We start from the raw sequence: 23007 nt of genomic DNA on the forward strand, positions 1-23007 counted from the left end.
CACACGGGTTCATCAGGTGCAGGCCGACGACCACGCCTTCGAACCGCTCTTGAACGCGTACGCGTCGGAGCAGGTGGTGATGCTCGTGTTGAAGGCGCCCGACGGGTCAGCGATCCCGCTGATGTCGGAGATCCACGTGTTGGTGTTCGTCCACGCGATCCGGGCCGTCTCCTTGCTCACCTGCGTGGCGCTCGGCGACACCGATATGGTCGCCCCCCAGCCGTTCGCGGTGACCGTCGCGGTGTTCTTGATCGTCTCGACCTTGTACGCGGACCCGCTCTTGAGGGCCTTCGAGGACGTGGCGAACGAGCACTTGTCGCTGTAGAAGTTGCAGTTCCAGGTGTTGGCCTGGATGACTGCTCCGGTACCCGGAATGGAGACCGAGGCGCTGTCGGAGATCGTGGCGCCTTCGCTGGCAGCGGTGGCCTGACCCGCTCCGGCCAGCATCAGCCCTGCCAGGGCCACCGCGAGTGCGCCTCTTTTGGCGGCGCGGAAGGAAATGGACATGATGGTGCGCTCCTTGGTCGTTGTGGTGCGGATTGCAGACGTCGACGTCGGACCGCAGGGACCTTGCGACCGGTGGCTAACCGGTGTTCCCCCGAGGTCGTGGTGCGGAGCCGGCTGTTCGGCTTGGTCTGCCGTTGTCGGCTTCGCGGTGTGAGCCTCACACAGATCAAATCCTGTGTCCCCACGGACCGTGGAGTTCCGCGGGGGACGGCTGAGACAGGGGTGACTTGTGGCTCGAACGGAGTAGGGCCGGTACTGATTGAGCGGGGATCTTGGCGCACTTCCCGCATGTCCATCGCCAGGCAACTGCGCTGGACGCCGCCATAGAACGGGTGAATCTCTTTCCGTGTCGTCCGCGTGGCGCTATTGCAGTTGAGGCGTTCGATATGCCTGTGGAGACTAAACGTTCGATAAACGCCTGATTGGCGGCATCAACCGGGCGAGCTGTCAGGCTCCTTCCTCCGCTCGCCGGCGTGCGTCCCAGTCGAGAAACTGCGGATCGGCCTGCTTGCTGTGCCAGATCGATCCCTCGGTCCGTTCGTACTTCGGAGCCCATGGGCGGTCGATGACGGGACGGATGTGGAGGTGGCGGAGCGGAGGGGCGCCGGCCTTGCGGTTCCGGCTGAACCACAGCGCGCTCTGCTCGTGCCGCCGGGCTTGTGCGCGGTGCAGGGGCGGGAGGGCGCCGTTGACCCGTGCCGGCGAGTAGGTGTTGGTCGGCGCGGAGGACGGACGCCAGGAGTCGGCGATCGCCCAGTGCGCTGTGGCGTCGCCCAACTCGGGTTTGTCGTTGTACGGGTAGCTGACCCGGCGGCTGGTCTCCGCGCAGAAACGGAGGCCGTCCAGGATGTTGCCGCTCGCGAGGCGGCGCCAGTGGGGCGAGGCGATGATCACGGCGAGGCTGACGTCCTCGGGACAGACCGCGGTGAACAGTTTCGAGGTGCTGTAGGTGCTAGTACTCCAGCAGGATTTTGGTGTCTGACCTGGTCTTTCGCTGGGTGGCGGGAGTGTGGCGGGACTTCGGTCGTGCGGGGGCGGTCTCATGGGGATCGCCCCTCGAATGTGCGACAACGCCGCTGGTAGTGACAGCGGCGGGCGACTGCTTGGCGTCGGCGGCGCCAGTTCGACCAGTTCCGTGCCTGGCTCGAAGGCCGGCGGGCCGCGTATGTGCTGGCCACCAAGGTCAACGACACCGTGATCACCGCTGACGGCCAGGACGCCCGCGTCGACGCTCTGGTCGCGGCCTTGCCGAAGCAGGCGTGGAAGCGGATCTCGGCCGGAGCCGGAGCCCATGGTCAGCGGATCTACCACTGGGCCCGTGTCGCCGTCCGGCCGTCCTGGGAGGGCGGGTACGGGCACTGGGTGATCGCCCGCCGCAGCCTGGCCGACCCTGCCGACCTCGCCTATTACGTTTGCTACGGACCGACCACTTCCCGGTTGAAAGACCTGGTCAGGGCCGCTGGGGCGAGGTGGGAGGTGGAGGAGTGCTTCCAGATCGCGAAAGGCGAGTGCGGGCTCGACCACTACCAGGTGCGGCTCTACCGGGCCTGGTACCGGCACATCACCCTGGCCATGACCGTCCTCGCCTACCTCACATCCATCCGCGCGCAAGAAGTCGCAAAAGGGGCAGCGGAGATGACGAGCGAGATCTCATACCCCTCTGCGTCCCGGAGATCCGCCGGATGATCGGGCGCGTCGTCGTCACGCCCCGCTGTCACAGCGACGAGCGCTGTCCGCACTGGTCACGCTTCCGGCGCCGTAGCCAGGCCAGAGCCCGCCGCTGCCATTGCCAACGCCGAGGCCACGACCCACACATTCGGTTGCAGCGCTAACGCACATGCCGCGACTCGCTAGCCCACCCCGCGACGAAAGGTCACTCTGCAAAGCGAACGATCACACGGAGAGTGAAGCTGCGAAACGAAGAGATCGGCGTCACAGGACAGAAACGATGATCGCCCAGAGCGAACAAACGTCCGGGAACATTCCGAGGCTCACAAGCATTGAGTCCGTACAGCTCAACTTGACTGCCGAAGGGGAAATCATGGCTTCTGAGTCCGTGGCGTCCGTGCCGCTCACCCTGCCCGTGCTGCCGCTCGACGACGAGGTCGTGCTGCCCGGAATGGTGGTGCCGCTGGACCTGTCCGACAACGAGGTGCGGGCCGCCGTCGAGGCCGCCCAGGCCGCAGCCCGCACCGGGGCGGGCAAGCCCCGTGTGCTGCTCGTGCCGCGGGTCGACGGGACCTATGCCAGCACCGGCGTCCTGGGCACCGTCGAGCAGGTCGGACGGTTGTCCGACGGCGATCCCGGCGCGCTGATCCGGGGCCTCGGCCGCGTCCGCATCGGCGCCGGTACGACCGGCCCCGGCGCCGCCCTGTGGGTCGAGGGCAGCACCGTCGCGGAGACCCTTCCCGACCCGCTGCCCGGCTCGGTGGCGGAGCTGGTCAAGGAGTACAAGGCGCTGGCCACCAGCTGGCTCAAGAAGCGTGGTGCCTGGCAGGTCGTCGACCGCGTCCAGCAGATCGACGGCGTCGGTGCCCTCGCCGACAACTCCGGTTACTCGCCCTTCCTCACGGTCGCACAGAAGGTCGAGCTCCTGGAGACCGCCGACCCGGTCGCCCGCCTCAGGCTGGCCACCGCCCAGCTCCGCGAGCACCTCGCCGAGCAGGACGTCGCCGAGACCATCGCCAAGGACGTCCAGGAGGGCGTCGACAGGCAGCAGCGCGAGTTCCTGCTCCGCCGCCAGCTCGAAGCCGTCCGCAAGGAACTGCGCGACCTCAACGGCGAGAAGGAGGGCGAGGAGTCCGACGACTACCGCGCCCGCCTGGAGGCCGCCGACCTGCCCGAGAAGGTGCGGGAGGCGGCGCTCAAGGAGTTGGACAAGCTGGAGCGGTCCAGCGACCAGTCCCCCGAGGGCTCCTGGATCCGCACCTGGCTGGACACCGTCCTCGAACTGCCCTGGAACGAGCGGACCGAGGACCAGTACGACATCCAGGGAGCCAAGGCGGTCCTGGACGCCGAGCACGCCGGGCTCGACGACGTGAAGGAGCGGATCACCGAGTACCTGGCGGTGCGCAAGCGGCGCGCCGAGCGCGGTCTCGGCGTGGTCGGCGGGCGTCGAGGCGGCGCCGTCCTCGCCCTCGTCGGCCCGCCCGGCGTCGGCAAGACCTCGCTGGGCGAGTCCGTCGCGCACGCGATGGGGCGGAAGTTCGTGCGGGTCGCCCTCGGCGGCGTCCGGGACGAGGCGGAGATCCGCGGCCACCGCAGGACCTACGTCGGCGCCCTGCCCGGTCGGATCGTCCGGGCCGTCAAGGAAGCCGGTTCGATGAACCCGGTGGTCCTGCTCGACGAGATCGACAAGGTCGGCTCCGACTTCCGGGGCGATCCGGCGGCGGCCCTCCTCGAAGTCCTCGACCCCGCGCAGAACCACACCTTCCGCGACCACTACCTGGAGGTCGAGCTCGACCTGAGCGACGTGGTGTTCCTCGCGACCGCCAATGTGCTCGAAGCCATTCCCGAGGCCCTGCTCGACCGCATGGAGTTGGTGCGCCTCGACGGCTACACCGAGGACGAGAAGGTCGTCATCGCCCGTGACCACCTGCTTCCGCGCCAGTTGGAGCGGGCCGGTCTGGAGCCCGACGAGGTGGTCCTGGAGGAGGCGTCGCTGCGCAAGCTGGCCGGCGAGTACACCCGCGAGGCCGGCGTCCGTACCCTGGAGCGGGCCGTCGCGCGGCTGCTGCGGAAGGTCGCCGCCCAGCACGAACTGGGCGACCGCGAGCTTCCTTTCACGGTCGGCCCCGAAGACCTCCGGGACCTCATCGGACGACCGCACCACGTGCCCGAGTCGGCCCAGGACCCGGCCGAGCGCCGGACGGCCGTGCCGGGCGTCGCCACCGGACTCGCGGTGACCGGCGCGGGCGGTGACGTCCTCTTCGTCGAGGCCTCCCTCGCCGATCCGGAGACGGGCGCCGCGGGACTGACCCTCACCGGTCAACTGGGCGACGTGATGAAGGAGTCGGCGCAGATCGCGCTCTCCTTCCTCCGCTCGCACGGAGCGGAGCTGGAGCTGCCCGTCACCGGCCTCAAGGACCGGGGCGTGCACATCCACTTCCCGGCGGGGGCGGTGCCGAAGGACGGACCGAGCGCGGGCATCACGATGACGACGGCCCTCGCCTCCTTGCTGAGCGGTCGCCTCGTCCGCACGGACGTGGCCATGACCGGCGAGGTCTCCCTCACCGGTCGGGTGCTGCCGATCGGCGGGGTGAAGCAGAAGCTGCTGGCCGCGCACCGGGCGGGCATCACCACGGTCGTCATCCCCAAGCGGAACGAGGCGGATCTGGACGACGTCCCGGCGGAGGTCCTGGAGAAGCTGGAGGTGCACCCGGTGACGGACGTCCGTCAGGTCCTGGAGATCGCCCTCTCCCCGGCGGCGCTGCCGGTCGAAGTGGCGGCCTGAGACACGGCCGTTGCCCTTTTCGCACCAGAGCGGGGCGTCCTCGACGGGCGCCCCGCTCCGGCGTACGGACTGTCAGTCCCGGCTGGCATCCTCGTACACATGAACGACGACGCCTTCTGGGTCCTCATCGACGAGTTGAGCCGCCGGCCCGGTGACCGGGACGAGCGACTGGAATGGCTGCGGGCGGAACTGATGCGCCGTCCGGCGGCCGAGAGCGTGGCGTTCCAGGTGCAGCTGGAGAGGGCGTGCGGGGCCGCCGACACGACCGCGCTCTGGACGGCGGCGAACCGGATCGAGGGCGGTTCCTGCACCGACGACGGTTTCCACTACTTCACGGTCTGGCTGGTGGGTCAGGGGCGTGCGGTGTACGAGGCGGTCCTCGCGGATCCGGACGCGCTGGCCGACGTGCCGGGGGTGAGGGCCCTGGCGGGCCGACACCCGGACGAGTGGCGCGACGACGAGTGGCCCGAGTGGGAGGAGCTCGACTACGTGGCCCAGGACGCGTACGACGAGCTGACCGGTCAGGAGGACGACGACGGGGAGGAGTTCCTCGACGCCGTCGAGGAGGCGGAGGACGCCGCGGTGACGGCGGGAGAGTGGGAAGAGGGCGGGGAGCCCCGGGGGCATCGGCCGGAGGGGTGGGTGACGCCCCGCCTCTCCGCCCTCTTCCCGCTCGGCGCCTCCGGCCCCTAGGAAGGGCCCGCGAAGGGGCCCGGGAGGCGTCCTAGGAGGCGGAGGAGTCGCGGCGGCGGCCCAGCAGCAGGCTGCCCGCAGCGAAGACGGCGAGGGCGCCCGCACCCGTGAGCGCCAGAGGGAGCGGCGAAGAGGGGGCCCCGGTGGTCTCGGCGGAGAGGGCCGGGGGCTGCTCGTCGCCTCCGTGGCCCGCGTGGCTGACGGTGGAGAGCGTGGAGCCCGCCGCGATCTCGGCCTCGGTCGGCGCCTCGGCGGCCCCGGCCCCGCTCGCTGCCGCCGGTGCGCCGAAGGTGACGTCCGAGCAGCTGTAGAAGGCCTCGGGGCTGTCGTTGCGCTGCCACACCTTGTAGACGATGTGGCGGCCGGTGCGGGCCGGCAGGGTGCCCGTGAAGCCGTAGTAGCCGTCGGTCGCGGTGCGGGTGGTGTCGTAGACGGCGACGGGGTTCGGGTCCAGGTCCGACCACTTCAGCGGCTGGGTCGGGTCGAAGCCGGCCTTGGTGATGTAGACGGTCATGGTGCCGGAATGCGGAGCCGTCACCCGGACCTTGAAGTCGAAGGAGCCGGCTGCGACGGCCGTCGAGGGCCAGTCGGTGCGTGCCCAGTCCAGCGCGCGGTACTTCTCGCGGTTGGCCGAGCAGAGCTTGCCGTCCGGGATGAGGGCCTGGTGCTGTCCGGCGGCGTTGGCGATGTTGACCTCGTTCCAGTCGTAGAGCGGCTGGGTGCCGGAATCGGCGACGAGGTCCTTGCACACCTGCGACTTGGGCGTCTCGGGGCCTTCGGCGTAGCAGGCGGCCACGCGGCTCACGGGGTTGAAGACGGCCCCGTGGGCGCCGGCGGCGGTGGGAGTGAGGCCGACGAGCGCGGCGGCCGAGAGGGTGGCGGCGGCGACGGCGGCGGTGCGGCGGTAGGAGGGCATGCGAGGGCTCTCTCTCGTGCGTGGGGGAGTACGGAACGAGCAACGCGCGCGGGACGCCTGGAAGTTGAGTACCGAGCGGCCGGCGTAGAGCCTCGCATTGGTCCATACCAATCGGCAAGGGCTGGGGGTGGAAAAAGCCGAAACGACCTCCCGGATGCCGTAGGTCCGGGAGGTCGTCGAAAGGCGGGGCGTCCGTGGCGGTGCATCCGGGGAGGGGGGAAGTGGTGGTGTGCGTCAGCCGTTCGCGAGCGCCCGGACCCGCGAGAGGTCTCCGTTGAACTTGTCGTGGTCGCCGACGGTCGGACCCGAGGAGGTGTACTGCCACATCGTGTAGTACGCCCAGCCGGCGGGGAGTTCGCCGACCTGGGAGGCGTACCGCGCGATCCACAGCGGGTTGGTGGAGGTGAAGCCCCCGTAGTTGCCGGTGCACTGCTTCCACCAGCTGGTGGCCGTGTAGATCACCGGGTCGCGTCCGGTCCGGTACCGGTAGCGGTTCACGAAGTCCTGGATCCAGGCCACCATCCCGGACGTCGACTTGCCGTAGCAGGTGGCGCCGTACGGGTTCCATTCGAGGTCGAGCACGCCCGGCAGGGTCTTGCCGTCCTTGGACCAGCCGCCGCCGTTGTTCACGAAGTAGTCGGCCTGGGCGGTACCGGAGGCGGTGTCCGGGGTCGCGAAGTGGTAGGAGCCGCGGATCATGCCCACGTTGTACGAGCCGTTGTACTGCTGCGCGAAGTAGGTGTTCTTGTAGTACGTGCCTTCCGTCGCCTTGACGTAGGCCCACTTCACGCCGCTGTTCCACAGCGTCGACCAGGCCACGTTGCCCTGGTGGCCGGAGACGTCGACGCCCTCCGTCTGGACGGCCAGGAGGGAGGGGGAGCCGCCGGGCTTCGCCCCCTTGCCGTCGTGGGCGATCACGCCCATGCCCATGTGGGCGGAGCCGCGCGGCGGCAGCTGTCGGGCGCCCGGATCCTGGGCGGCGGCGGTGCCGGAGGGGCCGAGGGCGAGGAAGGGCGCGACCGCGAGGGCGGCGCCGATGAGGGTGGTTCCGGATCTGTGCACACGCATCGCGTGCCTCCGAAGGGCTCGTGGGGGAGCGGGGGTGGCAAACCTGCAATGGACATGTCATTCAGGCTTCCGGAGGAGACGCTACGCACGTAGACCCGTCCGGTGGAAGGGGGCCTGGTTGCCGTCGTTGGTCTACGCCTGCGAAATACTGGGGGAGCTGCGGCGACGGGTGCCGCCGGAAGAAACTTTCAGCGACCGGAAAGCGCGCGAGAGGTGCTGACGTGCACGGAAGCGGTACGGAAAAAGAAGGTCGGGCCGCCGTCGGGGGCGGTGTGGACCAGGAGTTCCTCGCCCTCGAACGGGAACTCGCGGTCTTCCTGCGCCGTGCCCGTGCCCAGTCCGGAGAGATGGCCCGCGAGGTCCACCCCGAGCTGGAGCCCGCCGCCTACGGCCTCTTCGTTCGCCTGGACGACGCCGGCCCCCAGCGGGCCACCGAACTCGCCGGTTACTTCGGCGTCGGCAAGGCCACCATGAGTCGCCAGCTCCGGGCCCTGGAAGAGCTCGGGCTGGTCGCCCGGGACCCGGATCCCGCCGACGGCCGCGCCTCGCTCGTCCGCCTCACCGAGGAGGGGCGCAGCCGCTTCCGCAGCGTCCGGGACGCCCGGCGCGAGCGCTACGTCCGCAAGCTCGCCGACTGGGACCGCGCCGAGGTGGCCGAACTCGCCCGCCTCCTCAACCACTTCAACGTCCGCTCGGAGGGCTGAAGGGGCGGGACGCGCGACCTTTCCCGTACGGAGTCGGGGAGGAGGGCGACCGCACATTCGGGTCCGGGACTCCGGCCCCCACGCCTCAGCCCTCGGCCCCCATGCGCCGGCCCCCACGCCCCAGCCTTCAGCCCCAGGCCGTGGGCCCGGGCCCCGAGGGGTGCGGGGCGGCAGGCGCGGAGGGCCCGCGGAACGGCCTTCCCGCTCGGTCAGTGCTCCCGCAGCTCCGCGTAGACCGCGCTCGCGTCGTCGTGGAGCTTCCAGCGGTGCGCCCCGCCCGCCCGCGGGTCCGCCTCCTCCAAGGCGCGCACCCGGCGGAGCAGGCCGGCCGGCCCCTCCTTGCGCAGCACGCCGAAGCAGTCCGTCCAGTCACCCTCGCCGAACAGCTCCACCCAGCGGCTCGCCCCGTCCGTGAGTGCCGCCAGGGCCCGCACCTCCGCGCGGGGCGTGCTGCCGACCACCGCCCGGTCGGCGACCGCGGGATCCGCAGCCGCGGTGAAGAAGCCGCCTTCCCGGTTGCGCAGCCGGTCCGTCGCCTCCAGGGAGCGCAGGACCTCGCGCGGCACCCGGTCGAGCCGGTCGTCGAGCACGGCCCGCACCGAACCGTCCGGCGCCTCCAGGAGCAGGGCGGAGTCGGAGAGGACGAGGTGCTCGACCGCGACCTCGTCCCAGCGGGCGATCACCACGGTTGCCTGCGGTGTCCGCACGTGAGAAAGGTCACAGGTGTCACGGTGGGTGTTCGCGGTGCGCCGGATTGCCAGCGAGAGGATCTCGGACAGGGGCACGTCTCGCCGGGAACCGGACAGTTCGGTCAAAGCCCCGCCCAGGCGCGCGGTGAACCAGGGGACCGTGTGCACACAACCGTCATCACCCGCGGGGGGTGTGACGCCGTCGAGCAGGACGATGGTTCCCCCGGCCCCCGAAGCTGGTAGAGCTGCGGCCACCCAGTCCTCGTTGGGGCGTTCGGGGCTGCCGGGCAGGGAGGCGAGTTCGCTGCGCATGCCGTCCAGTGTGCCCGCTCCCGCGGTTTCTCCCGGGAGTCCCTTCACGGGACCTGCAAATGACCAGAAAAGGCCTGTACCAACCCCGTGGAGGTGGCGAAAAGGCCGGAACACGCCCCTCCGGGGAGCTGCGGGCGCGCATCCTGCCAAAGCCCGACCGGAAGATCCAACCGGCACCCGGTCCGCCGCCGCCGGCTCCAGCGACGGAAGTTGTTAGCCAACTACTGAGTGTTGTTCACTCGTTCGGGTGGCGGAGTGGCCGATGCCCGTCCCCTTCCCGGAAGCGCTGGAATGGTCGGAAGCCGTACCAGGGGTGGGGGCGCTCCATGTGACCGGTCGTCACCTCTGCTTCATGGGCGGACGAAACAAGAATGCGAGCACCGGTGGAGAAGAAGCGGCCTCGGAGCAAGAACGGCACGCAGAGCCAGACCCCCGGTGAGCCGCTGGCCCCCACCGGCCGGACCCAGCGCGTCCGCAACCGACTCGTCGTCGGCGTCGCCCTCGTCGGCGTCACCGTCCTCGCCGCCGGAGCCCCCGCGATCCTCGCCGCCTCCACCGAGTTCATCGAGACCCAGCGCCTGATCACCCTCGCCGAACTCGACCGACAGGCCGTCACCCTCGCGCACTCGCTGGCCGACGAGCGGGACGAGGTCGTGGCCTACGTCGCCGCCGGCCGCGACCGTCAGAGCGGCGACGACAAGCACCGGCGGCAGGTCACCGACGCCCGGTCCACCCGGGTCGACCGCCAGATCGACGAGATCCTGCCCGCCGCCCCCTCCGAGCTTCGCCGCGACCTCTCCGGAGTGCCCTCCATCCGCCGTGCCGCACTCACCGGCAAGGGCACGGCCCTGGAGGCCCACCGGGCGTACTCCAACGTCATCGCCAAGCTCCAGGCCCTTGCCGACGAGCTCGCCGACAAGACCCCCGCCCGTGCCGTCGACGTCCTTCCGGTCGGGACCACCCGGGCCCCCGCCGCCCTCGGCCGCGCCGTCGAACAGGCCTCCGCCACCCGTGGCCTCCTGCTCGCCGCGCTCTCCGTGCCGCAGCCCGAACCCACCGGGGGCGTCCACTACGACCCCCAGACCGGAACCTACGTCGCCGATGAGCCCGAGGGCGCCGCCGAGGCCAACCGGGCCCGTGACGCCCTCACGGCCGCCGCCCAGCAAGCACGCGTGCGCGAACTCGCCGCCCTCGGCGACTTCGACCAGGCCGCCGGCACCCCCGCCCGCGACTCCCTCGCCGCCACCGTCACCGGCCCCGACGTCAAGACCGCACAACTCGCGCTCGCCAGCCTCACCGACCAGCCCCAGCTGACCGAGGCCGAGCGCGGGACGGACCCGGTCGCCCTGGAGTCCGCCCTCTCCGCGCGCATCGAGCAGATGCGCGGCGTCGAGTCCGCCCTCGCCACCGAGCGGGTCGCGCGCCTCGGAGACCTCCGCGATGACGACGTCACCGCCCTGGAACTGCGCCTCGCCTTCCTCGGCGGCTGTCTGCTGGTCGCGGTCGGCATCTCCACCTACGTCGCCCGCAGCCTCACCCGGCCGCTCGCGGTCCTCCGCCTCGGCGCCGCCCGGCTGGCCGCCGCCCCCGAGCCGCACACCGAAGAAGCGGTCCGCTTCACCGGTCGCAACGACGAGTTCGCCCAGGTCGTCCGGTCCCTCAACGCCCTGCACGGCAAGCTCGCCGGACTCGCCGCGCGCACCGAGCGGCTCACCGACGAGCAGGCCGACCTGGCCGCGGCCAAGGAGGCCGTCGGCACCGAGCTGGCCACCCAGCGCGCCGAGCTCCAGGGCCGGGTCGCCCTCCTCACCGCCGACCTCGAACGGCTCAGGAACACCGTCCACCACACGTTCGTCAACCTCTCGCTGCGCAGCCTCGGGCTCGTCGAGCGGCAGCTCGGGGTGATCGAGAAGCTGGAGGAGCGCGAGCAGGACCCGGACCGGCTCGCGACCCTCTTCAAGCTCGACCACATGGCGACCGTCATGCGGCGCCACAGTGAGAACCTCCTGGTCCTGGCCGGTCATGAGCACGTCCACGGCCATGCCGGACCGGTCCCGCTCGTCGACGTGCTGCGCGCGGCCGTCAGCGAGATCGAGCGGTACGAGCGGGTCACCATCCAGTCCCTGCCGCCGCACACCCAGATCGCGGGCTTCGCCGCGGACGACCTCAGCCACCTGGTTGCGGAACTCCTGGAGAACGCCACCTCCTTCTCGCCGCCCGACGCCGAGGTCCAGCTCTCCGGCTGGCTCCTGGAGAGCGGCGAGGTGATGCTCTCCGTGCAGGACGCTGGCATCGGCATGACCGCCACTCGCTTCGCCGAGCTCAACGCCCGCCTCGCCGAGGCCGACGCGGAGGCCTTCGAGGGCGAGGGGCTCGGCATGCGGGTCATCGCCCGCCTCGCCGCCCGTCACGGGGTCCGCGTCGAGCTGCGCGAGCAGCAGCCGGGCGGCACGGCCGCCGTCGTGGTCCTGCCGCTGCCCCTGCTGCCGAGCGCCCCGCCGCCGGCCCCCACGGACTCCGTGGGGGGCGCCGGTGCGGCGGGCGTGCTCCAGCTGCCCGGCTCGGTCGCGGAGGCCAACTCCAACACGCTGCCGTCCCGGACCCGCGATCCGCTCGTCGAAGCCGCGGAACGCGCCTTCCAGGCGGCCGAAGTGCAGGGCGACGCGGAACGGGTCCGGGCACGGACTCCGGAGCAGGAGTACGCCTCTCCCTCCGAGGTCCGGTCGGACGACCCCTACGGGCACGGGCCGGAGGAGTCCTCCGCGTCCGGGCGCGGAGAACCGGCCGGGGCCCCCGAGCACGGGCCGTCCGTCGCCGAGACCACCCTGCAGGTGCGGCTGCCCGTTCCGTCGTCGGAGCCGGACGTCCACGAGCGGGCCGGCGACGGGGAGGAGCCCCTCGTCGGGGCGCCCGTGCCGACACCCGCGCCGACCGCCGCGCCGTCCGCGCCGACCGCCGAAGCCCCGCTCGCCGGGGAACCGGTGCCCGGACCGCGCCCCGGACAGTGGGAGCGGGTCACCGAGAAGGGCCTGCCCAAGCGCACCCCTCAGGTGGTTCGACAGGCGGGCCCCAGCGCCACCCCCCGCCAGGGGGCCGTGGACGCGGAGGCCCTGCGCCGCCGGCTCGGCGGCTTCCACCGGGGGGCCCTGGCCGGACGGCGTGACGTGGAGGCGGAGCTGGGCACGGCGCGAATAGACGCCACCAGGACTGCACGTACAGGGGAGATGACGGGGGACACAGGCGAGGAGGCACGCAGTTGACTGCGACGGGAACGTTCGGACTGAGCACGGAAGCCCGCAACCTGCAATGGCTGCTGGGGAATTTGGTGGAGGAGGTGCCGGGGCTCCGCTCGGTGGCCGTCGTCTCCTCGGACGGACTGATGCTGCTCTCGTCGGACTCGGCCGCCCAGCCGACCGCGGCGGACGCAGCCGGCAACGACCGCCCCCGAGGGCCGCGCGGCTCCAGCGCCGATCTGGCCACCATCGTCTCCGGCATCGGCAGCCTGACCGTCGGTGCCGCCCGGTTGATGGACGGCGGCGGCGTCAAGCAGACGATGGTGGCGATGGAGGAGGGCAGCGTCTTCGTCATGTCCATCAGCGACGGCTCACTGCTCGGCGTGCACGCCGAGCCCGACTGCGACATGAGCGTGGTGGCCTACCACATGGCCCTCTTCGTGGGCCGCGCCGGCCACGTACTCACCCCCGAAGTCCGCAGCGAGTTGCGCAAATCGCTGGAGAGTCCCCGGTGACCTCCGCCTCGCACGCCTTCAGGCTGCCGGTACGGGGAGAGGGGCGGCGCCCCGCGCGCGTGCGTCCGTACTCGCTGACCGGCGGCCGTACCCGCTTCGGTCACGTCCTGCTCGTCGAGACCTTCGTGGCGGCGCTCGAAGCGCCCGCCGCGCGCAGGGCCCTGACGGACGGCGGGCCGACCGCCCGGGGCCTGATGCCGGAGATGCGGGCCATCGTCGGGATCTGCCGCCGGATGCGGACGGTGGCGGAGATCTCGGCTCTTCTGAAGATGCCGTTGGGGGTCGTCCGGGTGCTGCTCAGCGACCTGGCCGACCAGGGAAAGATCCGCGTGTACGGGACCGGTCACGGCACCGGGCAGCCCGACCGCGCGCTCCTCGAAAGGGTGCTGAGTGGACTCCGTCGTCTCTGACGCCACCGCCGTCTCCGAAACCGCCACCACCGAGGCGCCGGCGACCGCCGGCATCCCCGTCCAGCCGGGGTCCGCGGATCCCCTGAGTCGTGCCGCGGAGCCCGATCCCGCGGAGATAGACACCGAAGAAGGCGCCCAGGACTGGCAGCTCGACCACTCCCGGGCCCCGATCGCGACGAAGATCGTCGTCGCGGGGGGCTTCGGGGTCGGCAAGACCACCTTCGTCCGCGCGGTCTCGGAGATCACCCCGCTGCAGACCGAAGCCCTGATGACCCGGGCGAGCGAGGACACCGACGACCTCACGGCCACCCCGGACAAGCTCACCACCACGGTGGCGATGGACTTCGGCCGCATCACCCTCGACAGCGACCTGGTGCTGTACGTCTTCGGCACGCCGGGGCAGCAGCGCTTCTGGTTCATGTGGGACGACCTGGTGCGCGGTGCGATCGGGGCGATCGTGCTCGCCGACACCCGACGGCTCACGGACTGCTTCCCGGCACTCGACTACTTCGAGAGCTGCGGACTGCCGTACATCGTGGCCGTCAACCACTTCGAGGGCACGGAGCTGTTCGAGGCGGACGACGTGCGGGAGGCCCTGACCGTACCCGCGCACGTACCCGTGGTGATCATGGATGCGCGCAAGCGGTACAGCGTCGTGGAGAGCCTGCTCGCGATGGTCGCGCACGCTCTCGAAGCCACCCCCGAATAGCCCGCCCCGTCACGCCAGGAGCCCCGCCCATGCGGAAGATACTCATAGTCGGCGCCGGCCAGTCCGGCCTGCAGCTCGCCCTCGGACTCCAGTCGCAGGGGTACGAGGTCACCCTGATGTCGAACCGGACGGCGGACGAGATCCGCAACGGCCGGGTCATGTCCACCCAGTGCATGTTCCACACCGCCCTCCAGCACGAGCGGGACCTCGGACTCAACTTCTGGGAGTCCCGGGCACCCCGGATCGAGGGCGTCGGCGTCTCCGTCGCCGGCCCCGACGCCACCCGCCCGATCGACTGGGTCGGCCGGCTCGACGGCTACGCCCAGTCCGTCGACCAGCGCGTGAAGATGGCCGGTTGGCTGGACGCCTTCGCCCAGCGCGGCGGACAGCTGGTGGTGCACGGCGCGGCCGTCGGTGACCTGGACTACTTCTCCCGCAACTACGACCTGGTCCTCGTCGCCGCCGGCAAGGGCGAACTGGTCTCCATGTTCAGCCGTGACGAAGCCCGTTCGCCGTACGACCAGCCACAGCGCGCGCTGGCCGTCGCGTACGTCCACGGCCTCGGCCCGCGTCCCGAGCACCCCGACTACGACGCGGTCCGCTGCAACATCGTCCCCGGCGTCGGCGAACTCTTCGTGATGCCGACCCTCACCACCAGCGGTCGCGCCGACATCCTCTTCTGGGAAGGGGTCCCCGGCGGTCCGCTCGACGTCTTCCGGGGCGTCAAGGACCCCTCCGAGCACCTAGCGCTGACGCTGGAACTGATGGAGAAGTTCACGCCCTGGGAGTACGCGCGGGCCACCAAGGTCGAGCTGACCGACGCGGGGGGCACCCTCGCCGGGCGGTACGCCCCGACCGTCCGCAACCCGATCGGCCGGCTCCCCGGCGGCGGACTGGTCCTCGGCGTCGCCGACGTGGTCGTCGCCAACGACCCGCTCACCGGCCAGGGCTCCAACTCCGCCTCCAAGTGCGCCGCCACGTACCTCGCCGCCATCGTCGAGCACGGTGACCGGCCCTTCGACGCGGAGTGGATGCAGGCGACCTTCGACCGCTACTGGCAGACGGTCCAGCACGTCACCAAGTGGACCAACACGATGCTGGCGCCCCCGCCGGAGCACGTCCTGAACCTCCTCGGCGCGGCCGGCCAGCTCCAGCCCGTGGCCGACCGCTTCGCCAACGGCTTCGACGATCCGGCCGATTTCGAGAACTTCTTCTACGAGCCGGAGCAGACCGCCGCCTACCTGGCCTCGGTCTCCGGAGCCTGACGCCCCCCATCGACGGCCGGTCCGCGCGACGGCCCGGCCGTCGGGGCGGACCGGCCGGGAGGCGGAGGCACGCAGAGGAGTGGGGACGGCGCCGAAAATCGGTCGATGCGGAGCGTTGCCCCGTTCGATCATGGAGGCATGTCCCTCTCCCAGACCCTTGCCCGAGTCGACGCCGACCTGGCCGCCGGGCGCGTGCCGATGGCGCGCCAGCGCCTCCGCGGGCTCGTTTCCTCCTTCCCGTGCGACCCGTCCCTCCGGCGGCGGCTCGCCGGGGTGTACCGGCTGTACGGCGACGAGGCGGAGGCGGGGCGCTGGATGTTCCTCGAAGAGGACCGGAACGCGGACGAGACCGCCGCCTTCGAGGAGCGGTACGCCACTCCCGCTCGACGGATGAGGGCCCTCGCATGGCGCGGCCCCGAGGCATCGGCCGCCACGCCGTTCGCCGAGCGCCAGTTGTCCGCGGTGCGCACCGCCCGGGCCGAGGAACTGGGGCGGCCGGTCGACTGGGACGATCCCGCCTCCTACGAGGAGGGCGACGGTGACGGGGGCGTCCCGGACGGGGACGGTTGGACGGTCGGTGGTTTCCTCGCCGGCATCGGCTGTCTGCTCGGAGCGGTCGCCTTCCTGGCGGTCTGGGTGGTCGGCGTCATCGCGCTCTTCTCGTGAGCCGTGCCGACGGACCCGGGGTTCCGCACCCGTCGGGTCCGGTCGGCGGTGGGGCGGGGTCGGGGCCCGGGGCCGCTTGCGGGCAGGGGCGGGCGGGGAGCGGGCTTCAGCTCCCGTCGAAGCCCTCGTCCGTGCCGTCCCTCGCGTCCGACGGAAGGGCGGGCGGGGTGTAGTCGTCCAGGGCGATTCCGTCCGGATCGGGTCGTACGGCCCCGAGCAGGGGGTTCGCCGCGAGCGGCGAGACCTTCACCCTTCCGCCGGGGCGCGGGGCCTGCACCACCAGGCCCTCGCCCAGGTAGAGCGCCACATGGGTCGCGCCCGGGAAGTAGACCACCAGGTCGCCGGGGCGGAGCTCGGCCAGCGATACCCGGGGCAGGGTCGCCCATTGCTCCTGGCTGGTCCTCGGCAGCTTCCGACCGGCCGCTGCCCACGCCTGCTGGGTCAGCCCCGAGCAGTCGTACGCCTCCGGGCCCTCCGCCCCCCACGCGTACGGCTTGCCGATCTGGTCCACCGCGAAGCGCAGGGCCTCCGCGCCGGCACCGGACGGGGTACGGGTGCCGTCCAGGACGCCCGAGTCCAGCAGCTCGCGCTGTGCGCCGGCGGTCTGGACGCGCTCCAGCTCGGTGAGCCGGGCCAGTTGGTCCGGTGAGAGTCCGGCGAGCAGCTTCTCCACCTCGACCAGCTTGGCCCGCACTTCGTCACGGCGGGCGCGCTGCGCGGCGGCGAGCTCCTGTTGCCGGTCGAGTGCCTTGCGGGAGGTGCTCGCCAGGCCGTCGGCCCGCCGCTCGGCCGCCGTGAGCCGGGAGACGGCGTCGCCCCGCTCCCGGGCCACCCGGGCCATCAGGTGCCCCTGGTCCAGGGCGGACTGCGGGTCGGGGGCGAAGAGCAGCCGCAGGTAAGCGGAGAGTTCCGTCTTCCCCCGGTACTGGTCCCGGGCGATCCGACCGGCTGCGGCACGGCCTTCCGCGAGGGCGGTCCGGGCGGCGGTGAGGCGGGCGGTGACCTGCCGGGTGTCCGCCGTCTGGACCTTCAGCGCCTCCTCCGCGGCGTTGTACCGCTCGGTCGCCTCCTCGGCCTGCTGGTAGAGGGTCCGCAGCCGTGCGAGCAGTCCGCTGACGGAGCTCGTGCCGGGGGCCGGGAGGGCGGCGTCGTCGCCCTCGACGGCCGGTGTGCCCGCGCCGGGTTCCGCACCCGTTCCGGGTTCCGCATTCGGGTCGGATTCCGTGCCCGGTTCCGGTTCCGGTTCCGTGCCCGGGGCGTCAGCCGGGGCGCTGGACGCGGGATCGACCGGGCCGACCGGTTCCGCCGCGGGGTCGGCCCAGGCGATCGGGGCCTCCACCGGAGGGGGGTCGGGCGGGGCGGCCCCGGCCGCCGGGAGCACCCCGGCCAAGGCCGTCGCGGAGGCGAGGGCCCCCGTGCAGACCGTGCGCAGCAGGCTTTGCGACACGTCACCACCTCCATGGGGATGATGACGGGTCACTTCATCTGATGAGCGTACTCATCGGGTCGCGCCGTGGTGCATCACTCGTTCGGTGCCGCCGTCGACCCCTACCCCTCCTCCGTCGCCCCCGACCCGGGCTTCGCACCCGGTTTCGACCACGGCCACTTCAGCTCGCGCCGCTCCCGCCCCTCGGGGGCGTACACGTAGACCCAGCCGCGCTGCAGCCCGAGCCGCTTGGTGTGGCCCGCGGGCTCGCGCCGGTACGCGTACACGGTCGGCGGGTGCCCGTCGTGTGCCGGGACCGGCACCTCGTACCACTTGGCCGGGTGGCCGGTCGGGCCGAGCAGGATCGGCAGGACCCGGCCGTCGAGGGGGCCGCCGCGGAAGGGGGTGTTCTGGCTTCTCACCCCCTCAGTCTCCCCGACCCCGAGGGTTGCAGCAGACGGGCCGCCTCGCCCATCACCGGGACCGCCCGGCGGGCGAGCAGTCCCACCGGGCCTTCGGGGGTCTCCTGTGCGAGGAGCGTCCGGAACACCTCCGCGGTCTCCCCGTCGCTCGTCGCGGTCGCCGCGAGCAGGGCGACGAGGTGGTCGACAAGCCAGTCCCGCAGCTCCCGCTCCGGCGGCTGCTTGCCCTCGTCGAGCCAGATGAGCGAGGCCGCCTCCACGGCGGCGATCCACGTGCGGACCAGCATGCCGAGCCGGGGACCCGGCCGCTCCGCCCCGAGGTGGACGAGGATCTGCTCGGCGGCGGCCCGGCGCACCTCGTCCACGATCGCCGAGGTCCGGGAGGTCTCGGCGACGCTGCCGCCGCGCAAGAGGGCGCTGAAGCCGGTGTCGTGCTGGTCCACGAAGGCCAGGTAGCGGTCGAGCACCCGGCCGAGCCGTTCCGTGGGGGCTCCTTCGGCGGGCTCGGCGAAACAACGGTTCAGCGCGTCGGCATTGGAGCGGAGGGCGGCCTCGTACAGCTGCTGCTTGCCGCCGGGGAAGTAGCGGTAGACCAGGGGGCGCGAGACTCCGGCCGCCTCCGCGACGTCGTCGAGCGAGACGTCCTCGGGCGCCCGCTGGGCGAAGAGCTCCAGGGCGGCGCTGAGCAGCTGCCCGCGCCGCTCCTCGACGCTGAGCCTGCGGTACGCGGGGGTGGCGGCGCTCGTCATGTACCGCAGCGTATCCGCGGCGCGGGCCCTTCCGTCGGGCGGCCGGTGGGGGCGGACGGGGAAGGGGCGTCGGGCGACCGTGCTCCGCCCCGCGCGGCGATCGGGGAGGGGGCGCCGTCGGGCAGGGCGGCCGGAGCGGAAACACCTTGTGCGCAACTTGTTGACGATCCGTCTACCAACGTGTGAGCCTGGCGCCGGACCCGCTCCCCGCCGCCGCTCCCAAGGAGGCGTCAGTGTCGACGCGCGACCTCTACACCTCGGCCCCGTCCACGCCCACCTGGCAGGTGCCCGCCACCGGTGCCGCCCGCTTCTCCTGGGACTACGACGACGGCCGCGAGCGCCTCCTCGCCCTCTACCAGAAGGGCAAGGACAAGCAGTGGGACGGCGCCACCCGGATCGACTGGAGCATCGAGGTCGACCCGTACGACCCGCTCGGCACCCCCGACGAAGTGCTGACCCTCCACGGCACCCGCCACTGGGCGAAGATGTCCGAGAAGGACAAGGGCGACCTGCGCCGGCACTACGCCTCCTGGCAGTTCAGCCAGTTCCTCCACGGCGAGCAGGGCGCGATGATCTGCGCCGCCCGGATCGTCGAGTCGGTGCCCGACCTGGACGCCAAGTTCTACTCGGCCACCCAGACCATGGACGAAGCCCGGCACGCCGAGATCTACGGCCGCTTCCTCCACGAGAAGGTCGGGATGCTCTACCCGATCAACGACAACCTCAAGGGCCTCCTCGACGACACCCTGCGCGACTCGCGCTGGGACATGCCCTACCTCGGCATGCAGGTCCTCATCGAGGGCCTCGCCCTCGCCGCCTTCGGCATGATCCGGGACACCACCGACAAGCCGCTGCCGAAGCAGATCCTCGCGTACGTGATGCAGGACGAGGCCCGACACGTCGCCTTCGGCCGGATGGCCCTGCGCGACTACTACAAGCAGCTCTCCGACGCCGAGCTCCGCGAGCGCGAGGAGTTCGTCATCGAGGGGTGTTACTTGATGCGCGACCGGCTGCGCGGGGTCGAGGTGCTGGAGAACTTCGGCGTTCCCAGGAAGGAGGCGGAGGAGTTCAGCGAGCAGAGCGAGTTCCTGCACCTCTTCCGCAAGCTCCTCTTCAGCCGGATCGTGCCCTGCGTCAAGGACATCGGCCTCTGGGGCGAGCGCCTGCAGAAGGCCTACCTCGACATGGGCGTCTTCGACCTCGGCGACTCCAACCTGGACCTGCTGATGACCCAGGACGAGGAGATCGCGGAGCGGCTCGACGCGGAACGCTTCGCCGTGGAGGAACGGGCCCGGGTCACGGAGGTCGAGCAGGCGATCGCGGACGGAGCGGCGTAGCCGCGGCGCGCTAACCCCGGTCCTTCGCCTCCAACTCCAAGGCCTCCTCCATCACCGCCTTCGCGATCGGCGCCGCGCTGCCGCCCCCGCTGATCTCCGTGCGGGAGGCCTCCGCGTCCTCGACGACGACCGCCACCGCCACCGCAGGCCGGGCCGAGTCGTCGGCCTGGGCCCAGGCGATGAACCAGGCGTACGGGGTGCCGGTGTTCCCGAGGCCGTGCTGGGCGGTGCCCGTCTTGCCGCCGACCCGGGCTCCCGGGATCGTCGCATTGGTCCCGGTGCCCTCCTCGACCGCCTTCACCATCAGCCGCTGGAGCTGCATCGCCGTCGACGGGGTCATCGCCCGCCGGTAGCTGCTGCGGACCGTGCGGTCCACGGCCGTGCCGCCGGAGGTCGTGGTGCGCTCGACGAGGTACGGCTGGGCGATCTCCCCGTGGTTGGCGACGGCCGCCGCCACCATCGCCATCTGGAGCGGGGTCGCCGTCGTGTCGAACTGCCCGATCGAGGAGAGCGCCAACTGGTCCGGGCTCATCTTCCGGTCGAAGTCGGACTTCGCCACCCAGGACGGCACCCGGAGCCCGGTGTCGTTGAAGCCGAAGCGCTCCACGGCCTCGACCATCCCCTCCAGGCCCACCTTCACCCCGAGCCCGGCCATCACCGTGTTGCAGGACCACTGGATCGCGTACGCGAGGGAGGCGTCGCCACAGCCCCTCGCCTCGTTCGGCAGCACCTGCCGGGTGCCCGGCAGCACGAACGGGTCCGGGGTGTTTGTCGGGGCCTCCGCGTCCCGCACCGCTCCGGCGTCCAGGGCCGCCGCGGCCGTCACGATCTTGAAGGTGGAGCCGGGCGGGTAGGTCTGCCGCAGAGCCCGGTTCAGCATCGGCTGGTTCGGCGAGGAGTTCAGCCGCTGCCAGGCGTCCTTCACGGCCCGTCCGGTCCCGGACAGGACGCCCGGGTCGTACGAGGGCGAGCTGACGAGCGCCAGGATCCGGCCGCTGGACGGCTCGACCGCCACGACCGCGCCGCGCTTCCCGCCGAGCCCGCGGTAGGCCGCCTCCTGCAGCGCGGCGCGGACCGTCGTCACCACGTTGCCGCCCGGCTGGCGGCCCCGGGTGAGGTCGTTCCAGAGCGGCAGCGGCGCGAGCATCGGGTCCGTGCCCGCGAGGACCTCGTCCTCGGCGCGCTCGATGAGCGTCGTGCCGTACGTCTGGGAGGAGTAGCCGGTCAGCGGCGCGTACAGCGGCCCCTGGCGGTAGGTCCGTTCCCAGCGGAGCTGCTGACCGCTGTCCCGGGAGCCGGTGACGGGCTTCCCGTCGACGACGATCTCGCCGCGCGGCCGGGCGTACCGGTCGATCGCGATCCGCCGGTTGGCCGGATCGGCGTCGAGGGATCCGGCCTCGACGACCATCACCCGGGCGGCGTTGACAAGCAGTGCGACGAGCAGCAGCAGGCAGAGGGCGGCGGCCCGTCGGATGTAGGGGATCACCGGGGGCCTCCCGTCCGGCGGAGGGACCTGGTCATCGGCTGCCCTCCCCGACCTTGGCGAGCACGCCGGTGTCCGCCGCCTCGGGCTGGGGGGCGCGCGCCGAATCGCTGACCCGGACGAGCAGCGCGACGATCACCCAGTTGGTGACGACCGACGAACCTCCCTGCGCCAGGAAGGGCATCGCCATGCCGGTCAGCGGGATCAGCCCCATCACGCCGCCCGCGATCACGAACACCTGGAGCGCCACGATCGAGGCGAGGCCGATCGCGAGCAGTCGCCCGAAGGGGTCGCGCAGCGAGAGGCCGGCGCGATAGCCGCGGGCGACGAACAGCCCGTACAGCAGGAAGAGGGCGGTGAGGCCGACGAGCCCCAGTTCCTCGCCGGCCGTCGCCAGGATGAAGTCGGACTTGGCGGCGAAGCCGATGAGGACGGAATGGCCGAGGCCGAGCCCCGTGCCGAGCATCCCGCCCGCGGCGAACGCGAACAGCGACTGCGCGAGTTGCCCCGGCCCTTCGCCCGCCCGGATCGAGGCGAAGGGGTCCAGCCAGTCCTGCACCCGGCCGTGGACGTGCGGTTCGAGCGAGCCGACGAGGAAGGCGCCGGCAGAGGCAAGGACCAGGCCCACCGCGATCCATCCGGTCCGGCCGGTCGCCACGTACAGCATGATCACGAAGAGGCCGAAGAAGAGCAGCGACGTGCCCAGGTCCCGTTCGAGCACGAGGACGCCGACGCTCAGCAGCCAGATCGCCACGATCGGGCCCAGCACCCGGCCCGTCGGGAACTGGAACTTCCAGATCCGTCGGCCGGTGTGGGCGAGCGCATTGCGGTTGGTCGCCAGGTAGGCGGCGAAGAAGACCGCGAGCAGGATCTTGGCGAACTCGCCCGGTTGGAAGGAGAGTCCGCCGATCCTGATCCAGATCCGGGCGCCGTTCACCGCCGGGAAGAAGATCGGCAGGAGCATCAGGGCGAGTGCCGCGGCCATCGACACGTAGGCGTACCCCTGGAGCGCACGGTGGTCCCGCAGGAGCAGGACGACCACGATGAACAGCGCCACCCCGAGCGTCGACCAGACCAACTGCGTCGCCGCCGCCTGGTCCTTCGGCGTCTCCAGGTCGAGGCGGTAGATCAGCACCAGTCCGAGGCCGTTGAGCAGCACCGCGATCGGGAGCAGCAGGGGATCGGCGTACGGGGCGCGGAAGCGGACCGCGAGGTGGGCGACGAGCGAGAGCAGCCCGAGCCCGGCCCCGTAGCGGGCGGCATCGGGCGGCACGGCGCCGCTGCGGGCGAGGCCGACCTCCGCATAGCCGAGGACGGAGATGAGGACGGCCCCGATCAGCAGGGAGAGCTCCACGCCGCGGCGCTTCGGGACACGGAGGCCGGGCGGGGGTGCGTCCGGGCTCCGCGGCCGTGGTGCGGTCATGCTCCGCAACGTAGCAAGCCGTATGCC

General features: G+C 71.8%; 21 protein-coding genes. 11 read left to right on the forward strand and 10 right to left on the reverse strand.

Features of this window, described 5'->3' with window-relative positions; genetic code table 11:
• Window positions 1-12: 12 nt before the first annotated feature.
• Together ACFW2Y_RS20185 and ACFW2Y_RS20190 are read right to left on the reverse strand one after the other, a co-directional pair.
• A complete protein-coding gene (locus ACFW2Y_RS20185; protein ID WP_384880860.1) occupies window positions 13-507 on the reverse strand; it encodes a hypothetical protein in 495 nt (164 codons plus the stop codon).
• A gap of 447 nt (window positions 508-954) precedes the next feature.
• Window positions 955-1401 carry a hypothetical protein gene (locus tag ACFW2Y_RS20190; protein ID WP_384880863.1) on the reverse strand — a complete coding sequence of 149 codons (447 nt, stop codon included), beginning with the start codon at window positions 1399-1401 and terminating at the stop codon, window positions 955-957.
• Between the two features lie 273 nt (window positions 1402-1674).
• On the opposite strand from ACFW2Y_RS20190, the gene ACFW2Y_RS20195 reads away from it, so the two are divergent.
• The 3 genes from ACFW2Y_RS20195 to ACFW2Y_RS20205 all read left to right on the forward strand — a co-directional run bounded on the left by ACFW2Y_RS20195 (window position 1675) and on the right by ACFW2Y_RS20205 (window position 5653).
• Entirely contained in the window at window positions 1675-2193 is a 519-nt protein-coding gene (locus tag ACFW2Y_RS20195; RefSeq protein WP_384880864.1) for a hypothetical protein, read from the forward strand.
• 355 nt (window positions 2194-2548) lie between these two features.
• The gene (gene lon, locus ACFW2Y_RS20200) at window positions 2549-4960 is read left to right on the forward strand and encodes an endopeptidase La (RefSeq protein ID WP_384880867.1); all 2412 of its coding nucleotides are present in this window, start codon (window positions 2549-2551) and stop codon (window positions 4958-4960) included.
• A 99-nt stretch (window positions 4961-5059) separates the two neighbouring features.
• Window positions 5060-5653: a DUF4240 domain-containing protein gene (locus ACFW2Y_RS20205; protein ID WP_384880869.1), complete on the forward strand. Its 594-nt coding sequence runs from the start codon at window positions 5060-5062 to the stop codon at window positions 5651-5653.
• A gap of 31 nt (window positions 5654-5684) precedes the next feature.
• Here ACFW2Y_RS20205 and ACFW2Y_RS20210 read toward each other — a convergent pair whose 3' ends face one another.
• Both ACFW2Y_RS20210 and ACFW2Y_RS20215 read right to left on the reverse strand, forming a co-directional pair.
• The gene (locus ACFW2Y_RS20210; protein ID WP_384880872.1) at window positions 5685-6569 is read right to left on the reverse strand and encodes a lytic polysaccharide monooxygenase; all 885 of its coding nucleotides are present in this window, start codon (window positions 6567-6569) and stop codon (window positions 5685-5687) included.
• 234 nt (window positions 6570-6803) lie between these two features.
• Window positions 6804-7637, reverse strand: coding sequence for a lysozyme (locus ACFW2Y_RS20215; protein ID WP_384880875.1), 834 nt, complete (start codon window positions 7635-7637; stop codon window positions 6804-6806).
• Between the two features lie 221 nt (window positions 7638-7858).
• Between ACFW2Y_RS20215 and ACFW2Y_RS20220 the strand changes: the two genes are divergently transcribed.
• Window positions 7859-8341, forward strand: a complete 483-nt coding sequence (locus ACFW2Y_RS20220) for a MarR family winged helix-turn-helix transcriptional regulator (RefSeq protein ID WP_384880877.1) — start codon at window positions 7859-7861, stop codon at window positions 8339-8341.
• Window positions 8342-8550: 209 nt separating this feature from the next.
• Here ACFW2Y_RS20220 and ACFW2Y_RS20225 read toward each other — a convergent pair whose 3' ends face one another.
• On the reverse strand, window positions 8551-9342 hold the full coding sequence (locus tag ACFW2Y_RS20225) for a hypothetical protein (protein ID WP_384880880.1): 792 nt from the start codon (window positions 9340-9342) through the stop codon (window positions 8551-8553).
• A gap of 371 nt (window positions 9343-9713) precedes the next feature.
• Between ACFW2Y_RS20225 and ACFW2Y_RS20230 the strand changes: the two genes are divergently transcribed.
• The 6 genes from ACFW2Y_RS20230 to ACFW2Y_RS20255 all read left to right on the forward strand — a co-directional run bounded on the left by ACFW2Y_RS20230 (window position 9714) and on the right by ACFW2Y_RS20255 (window position 16140).
• Window positions 9714-12602: a nitrate- and nitrite sensing domain-containing protein gene (locus ACFW2Y_RS20230; protein WP_384880883.1), complete on the forward strand. Its 2889-nt coding sequence runs from the start codon at window positions 9714-9716 to the stop codon at window positions 12600-12602.
• A complete protein-coding gene (locus tag ACFW2Y_RS20235) occupies window positions 12599-13090 on the forward strand; it encodes a roadblock/LC7 domain-containing protein (RefSeq protein WP_384880885.1) in 492 nt (163 codons plus the stop codon). The genes ACFW2Y_RS20230 and ACFW2Y_RS20235 overlap by 4 nt, the downstream gene beginning before the upstream one ends.
• Window positions 13087-13500: a DUF742 domain-containing protein gene (locus ACFW2Y_RS20240; protein ID WP_384880888.1), complete on the forward strand. Its 414-nt coding sequence runs from the start codon at window positions 13087-13089 to the stop codon at window positions 13498-13500. The genes ACFW2Y_RS20235 and ACFW2Y_RS20240 overlap by 4 nt, the downstream gene beginning before the upstream one ends.
• On the forward strand, window positions 13481-14209 hold the full coding sequence (locus ACFW2Y_RS20245; protein ID WP_384880891.1) for an ATP/GTP-binding protein: 729 nt from the start codon (window positions 13481-13483) through the stop codon (window positions 14207-14209). The genes ACFW2Y_RS20240 and ACFW2Y_RS20245 overlap by 20 nt, the downstream gene beginning before the upstream one ends.
• Window positions 14210-14238: 29 nt before the next feature.
• On the forward strand, window positions 14239-15474 hold the full coding sequence (locus ACFW2Y_RS20250) for a styrene monooxygenase/indole monooxygenase family protein (RefSeq protein ID WP_384880894.1): 1236 nt from the start codon (window positions 14239-14241) through the stop codon (window positions 15472-15474).
• Window positions 15475-15612: 138 nt separating this feature from the next.
• On the forward strand, window positions 15613-16140 hold the full coding sequence (locus ACFW2Y_RS20255; protein WP_384880896.1) for a DUF6584 family protein: 528 nt from the start codon (window positions 15613-15615) through the stop codon (window positions 16138-16140).
• A 106-nt stretch (window positions 16141-16246) separates the two neighbouring features.
• On the opposite strand, the gene ACFW2Y_RS20260 is transcribed toward ACFW2Y_RS20255, so the two are convergent.
• From ACFW2Y_RS20260 to ACFW2Y_RS20270, 3 genes are all read right to left on the reverse strand, one after another.
• Window positions 16247-17587 (reverse strand): NlpC/P60 family protein, encoded by a 1341-nt coding sequence (locus tag ACFW2Y_RS20260; protein ID WP_384880899.1) that lies wholly within the window; start codon window positions 17585-17587, stop codon window positions 16247-16249.
• A gap of 101 nt (window positions 17588-17688) precedes the next feature.
• Window positions 17689-17988, reverse strand: a complete 300-nt coding sequence (locus ACFW2Y_RS20265) for a hypothetical protein (protein ID WP_384880901.1) — start codon at window positions 17986-17988, stop codon at window positions 17689-17691.
• Entirely contained in the window at window positions 17985-18737 is a 753-nt protein-coding gene (locus ACFW2Y_RS20270) for a TetR/AcrR family transcriptional regulator (protein ID WP_384880903.1), read from the reverse strand. Before ACFW2Y_RS20270 ends, ACFW2Y_RS20265 begins: the two co-directional genes overlap by 4 nt.
• 233 nt (window positions 18738-18970) lie before the next feature.
• On the opposite strand from ACFW2Y_RS20270, the gene ACFW2Y_RS20275 reads away from it, so the two are divergent.
• A complete protein-coding gene (locus tag ACFW2Y_RS20275) occupies window positions 18971-20074 on the forward strand; it encodes a ferritin-like domain-containing protein (RefSeq protein ID WP_384880906.1) in 1104 nt (367 codons plus the stop codon).
• A gap of 10 nt (window positions 20075-20084) precedes the next feature.
• On the opposite strand, the gene ACFW2Y_RS20280 is transcribed toward ACFW2Y_RS20275, so the two are convergent.
• Together ACFW2Y_RS20280 and ACFW2Y_RS20285 are read right to left on the reverse strand one after the other, a co-directional pair.
• Window positions 20085-21560: a penicillin-binding transpeptidase domain-containing protein gene (locus ACFW2Y_RS20280; protein ID WP_384880908.1), complete on the reverse strand. Its 1476-nt coding sequence runs from the start codon at window positions 21558-21560 to the stop codon at window positions 20085-20087.
• A gap of 31 nt (window positions 21561-21591) precedes the next feature.
• Complete coding sequence (locus ACFW2Y_RS20285; protein WP_384880910.1) at window positions 21592-22980, reverse strand: FtsW/RodA/SpoVE family cell cycle protein; 1389 nt, start codon at window positions 22978-22980, stop codon at window positions 21592-21594.
• Between the last annotated feature and the right edge of the window lie 27 nt (window positions 22981-23007).

Origin of the sequence: Streptomyces sp. NPDC058877 (assembly GCF_042742855.1) — a bacterium.
Lineage (GTDB): Bacteria > Actinomycetota > Actinomycetes > Streptomycetales > Streptomycetaceae > Streptomyces.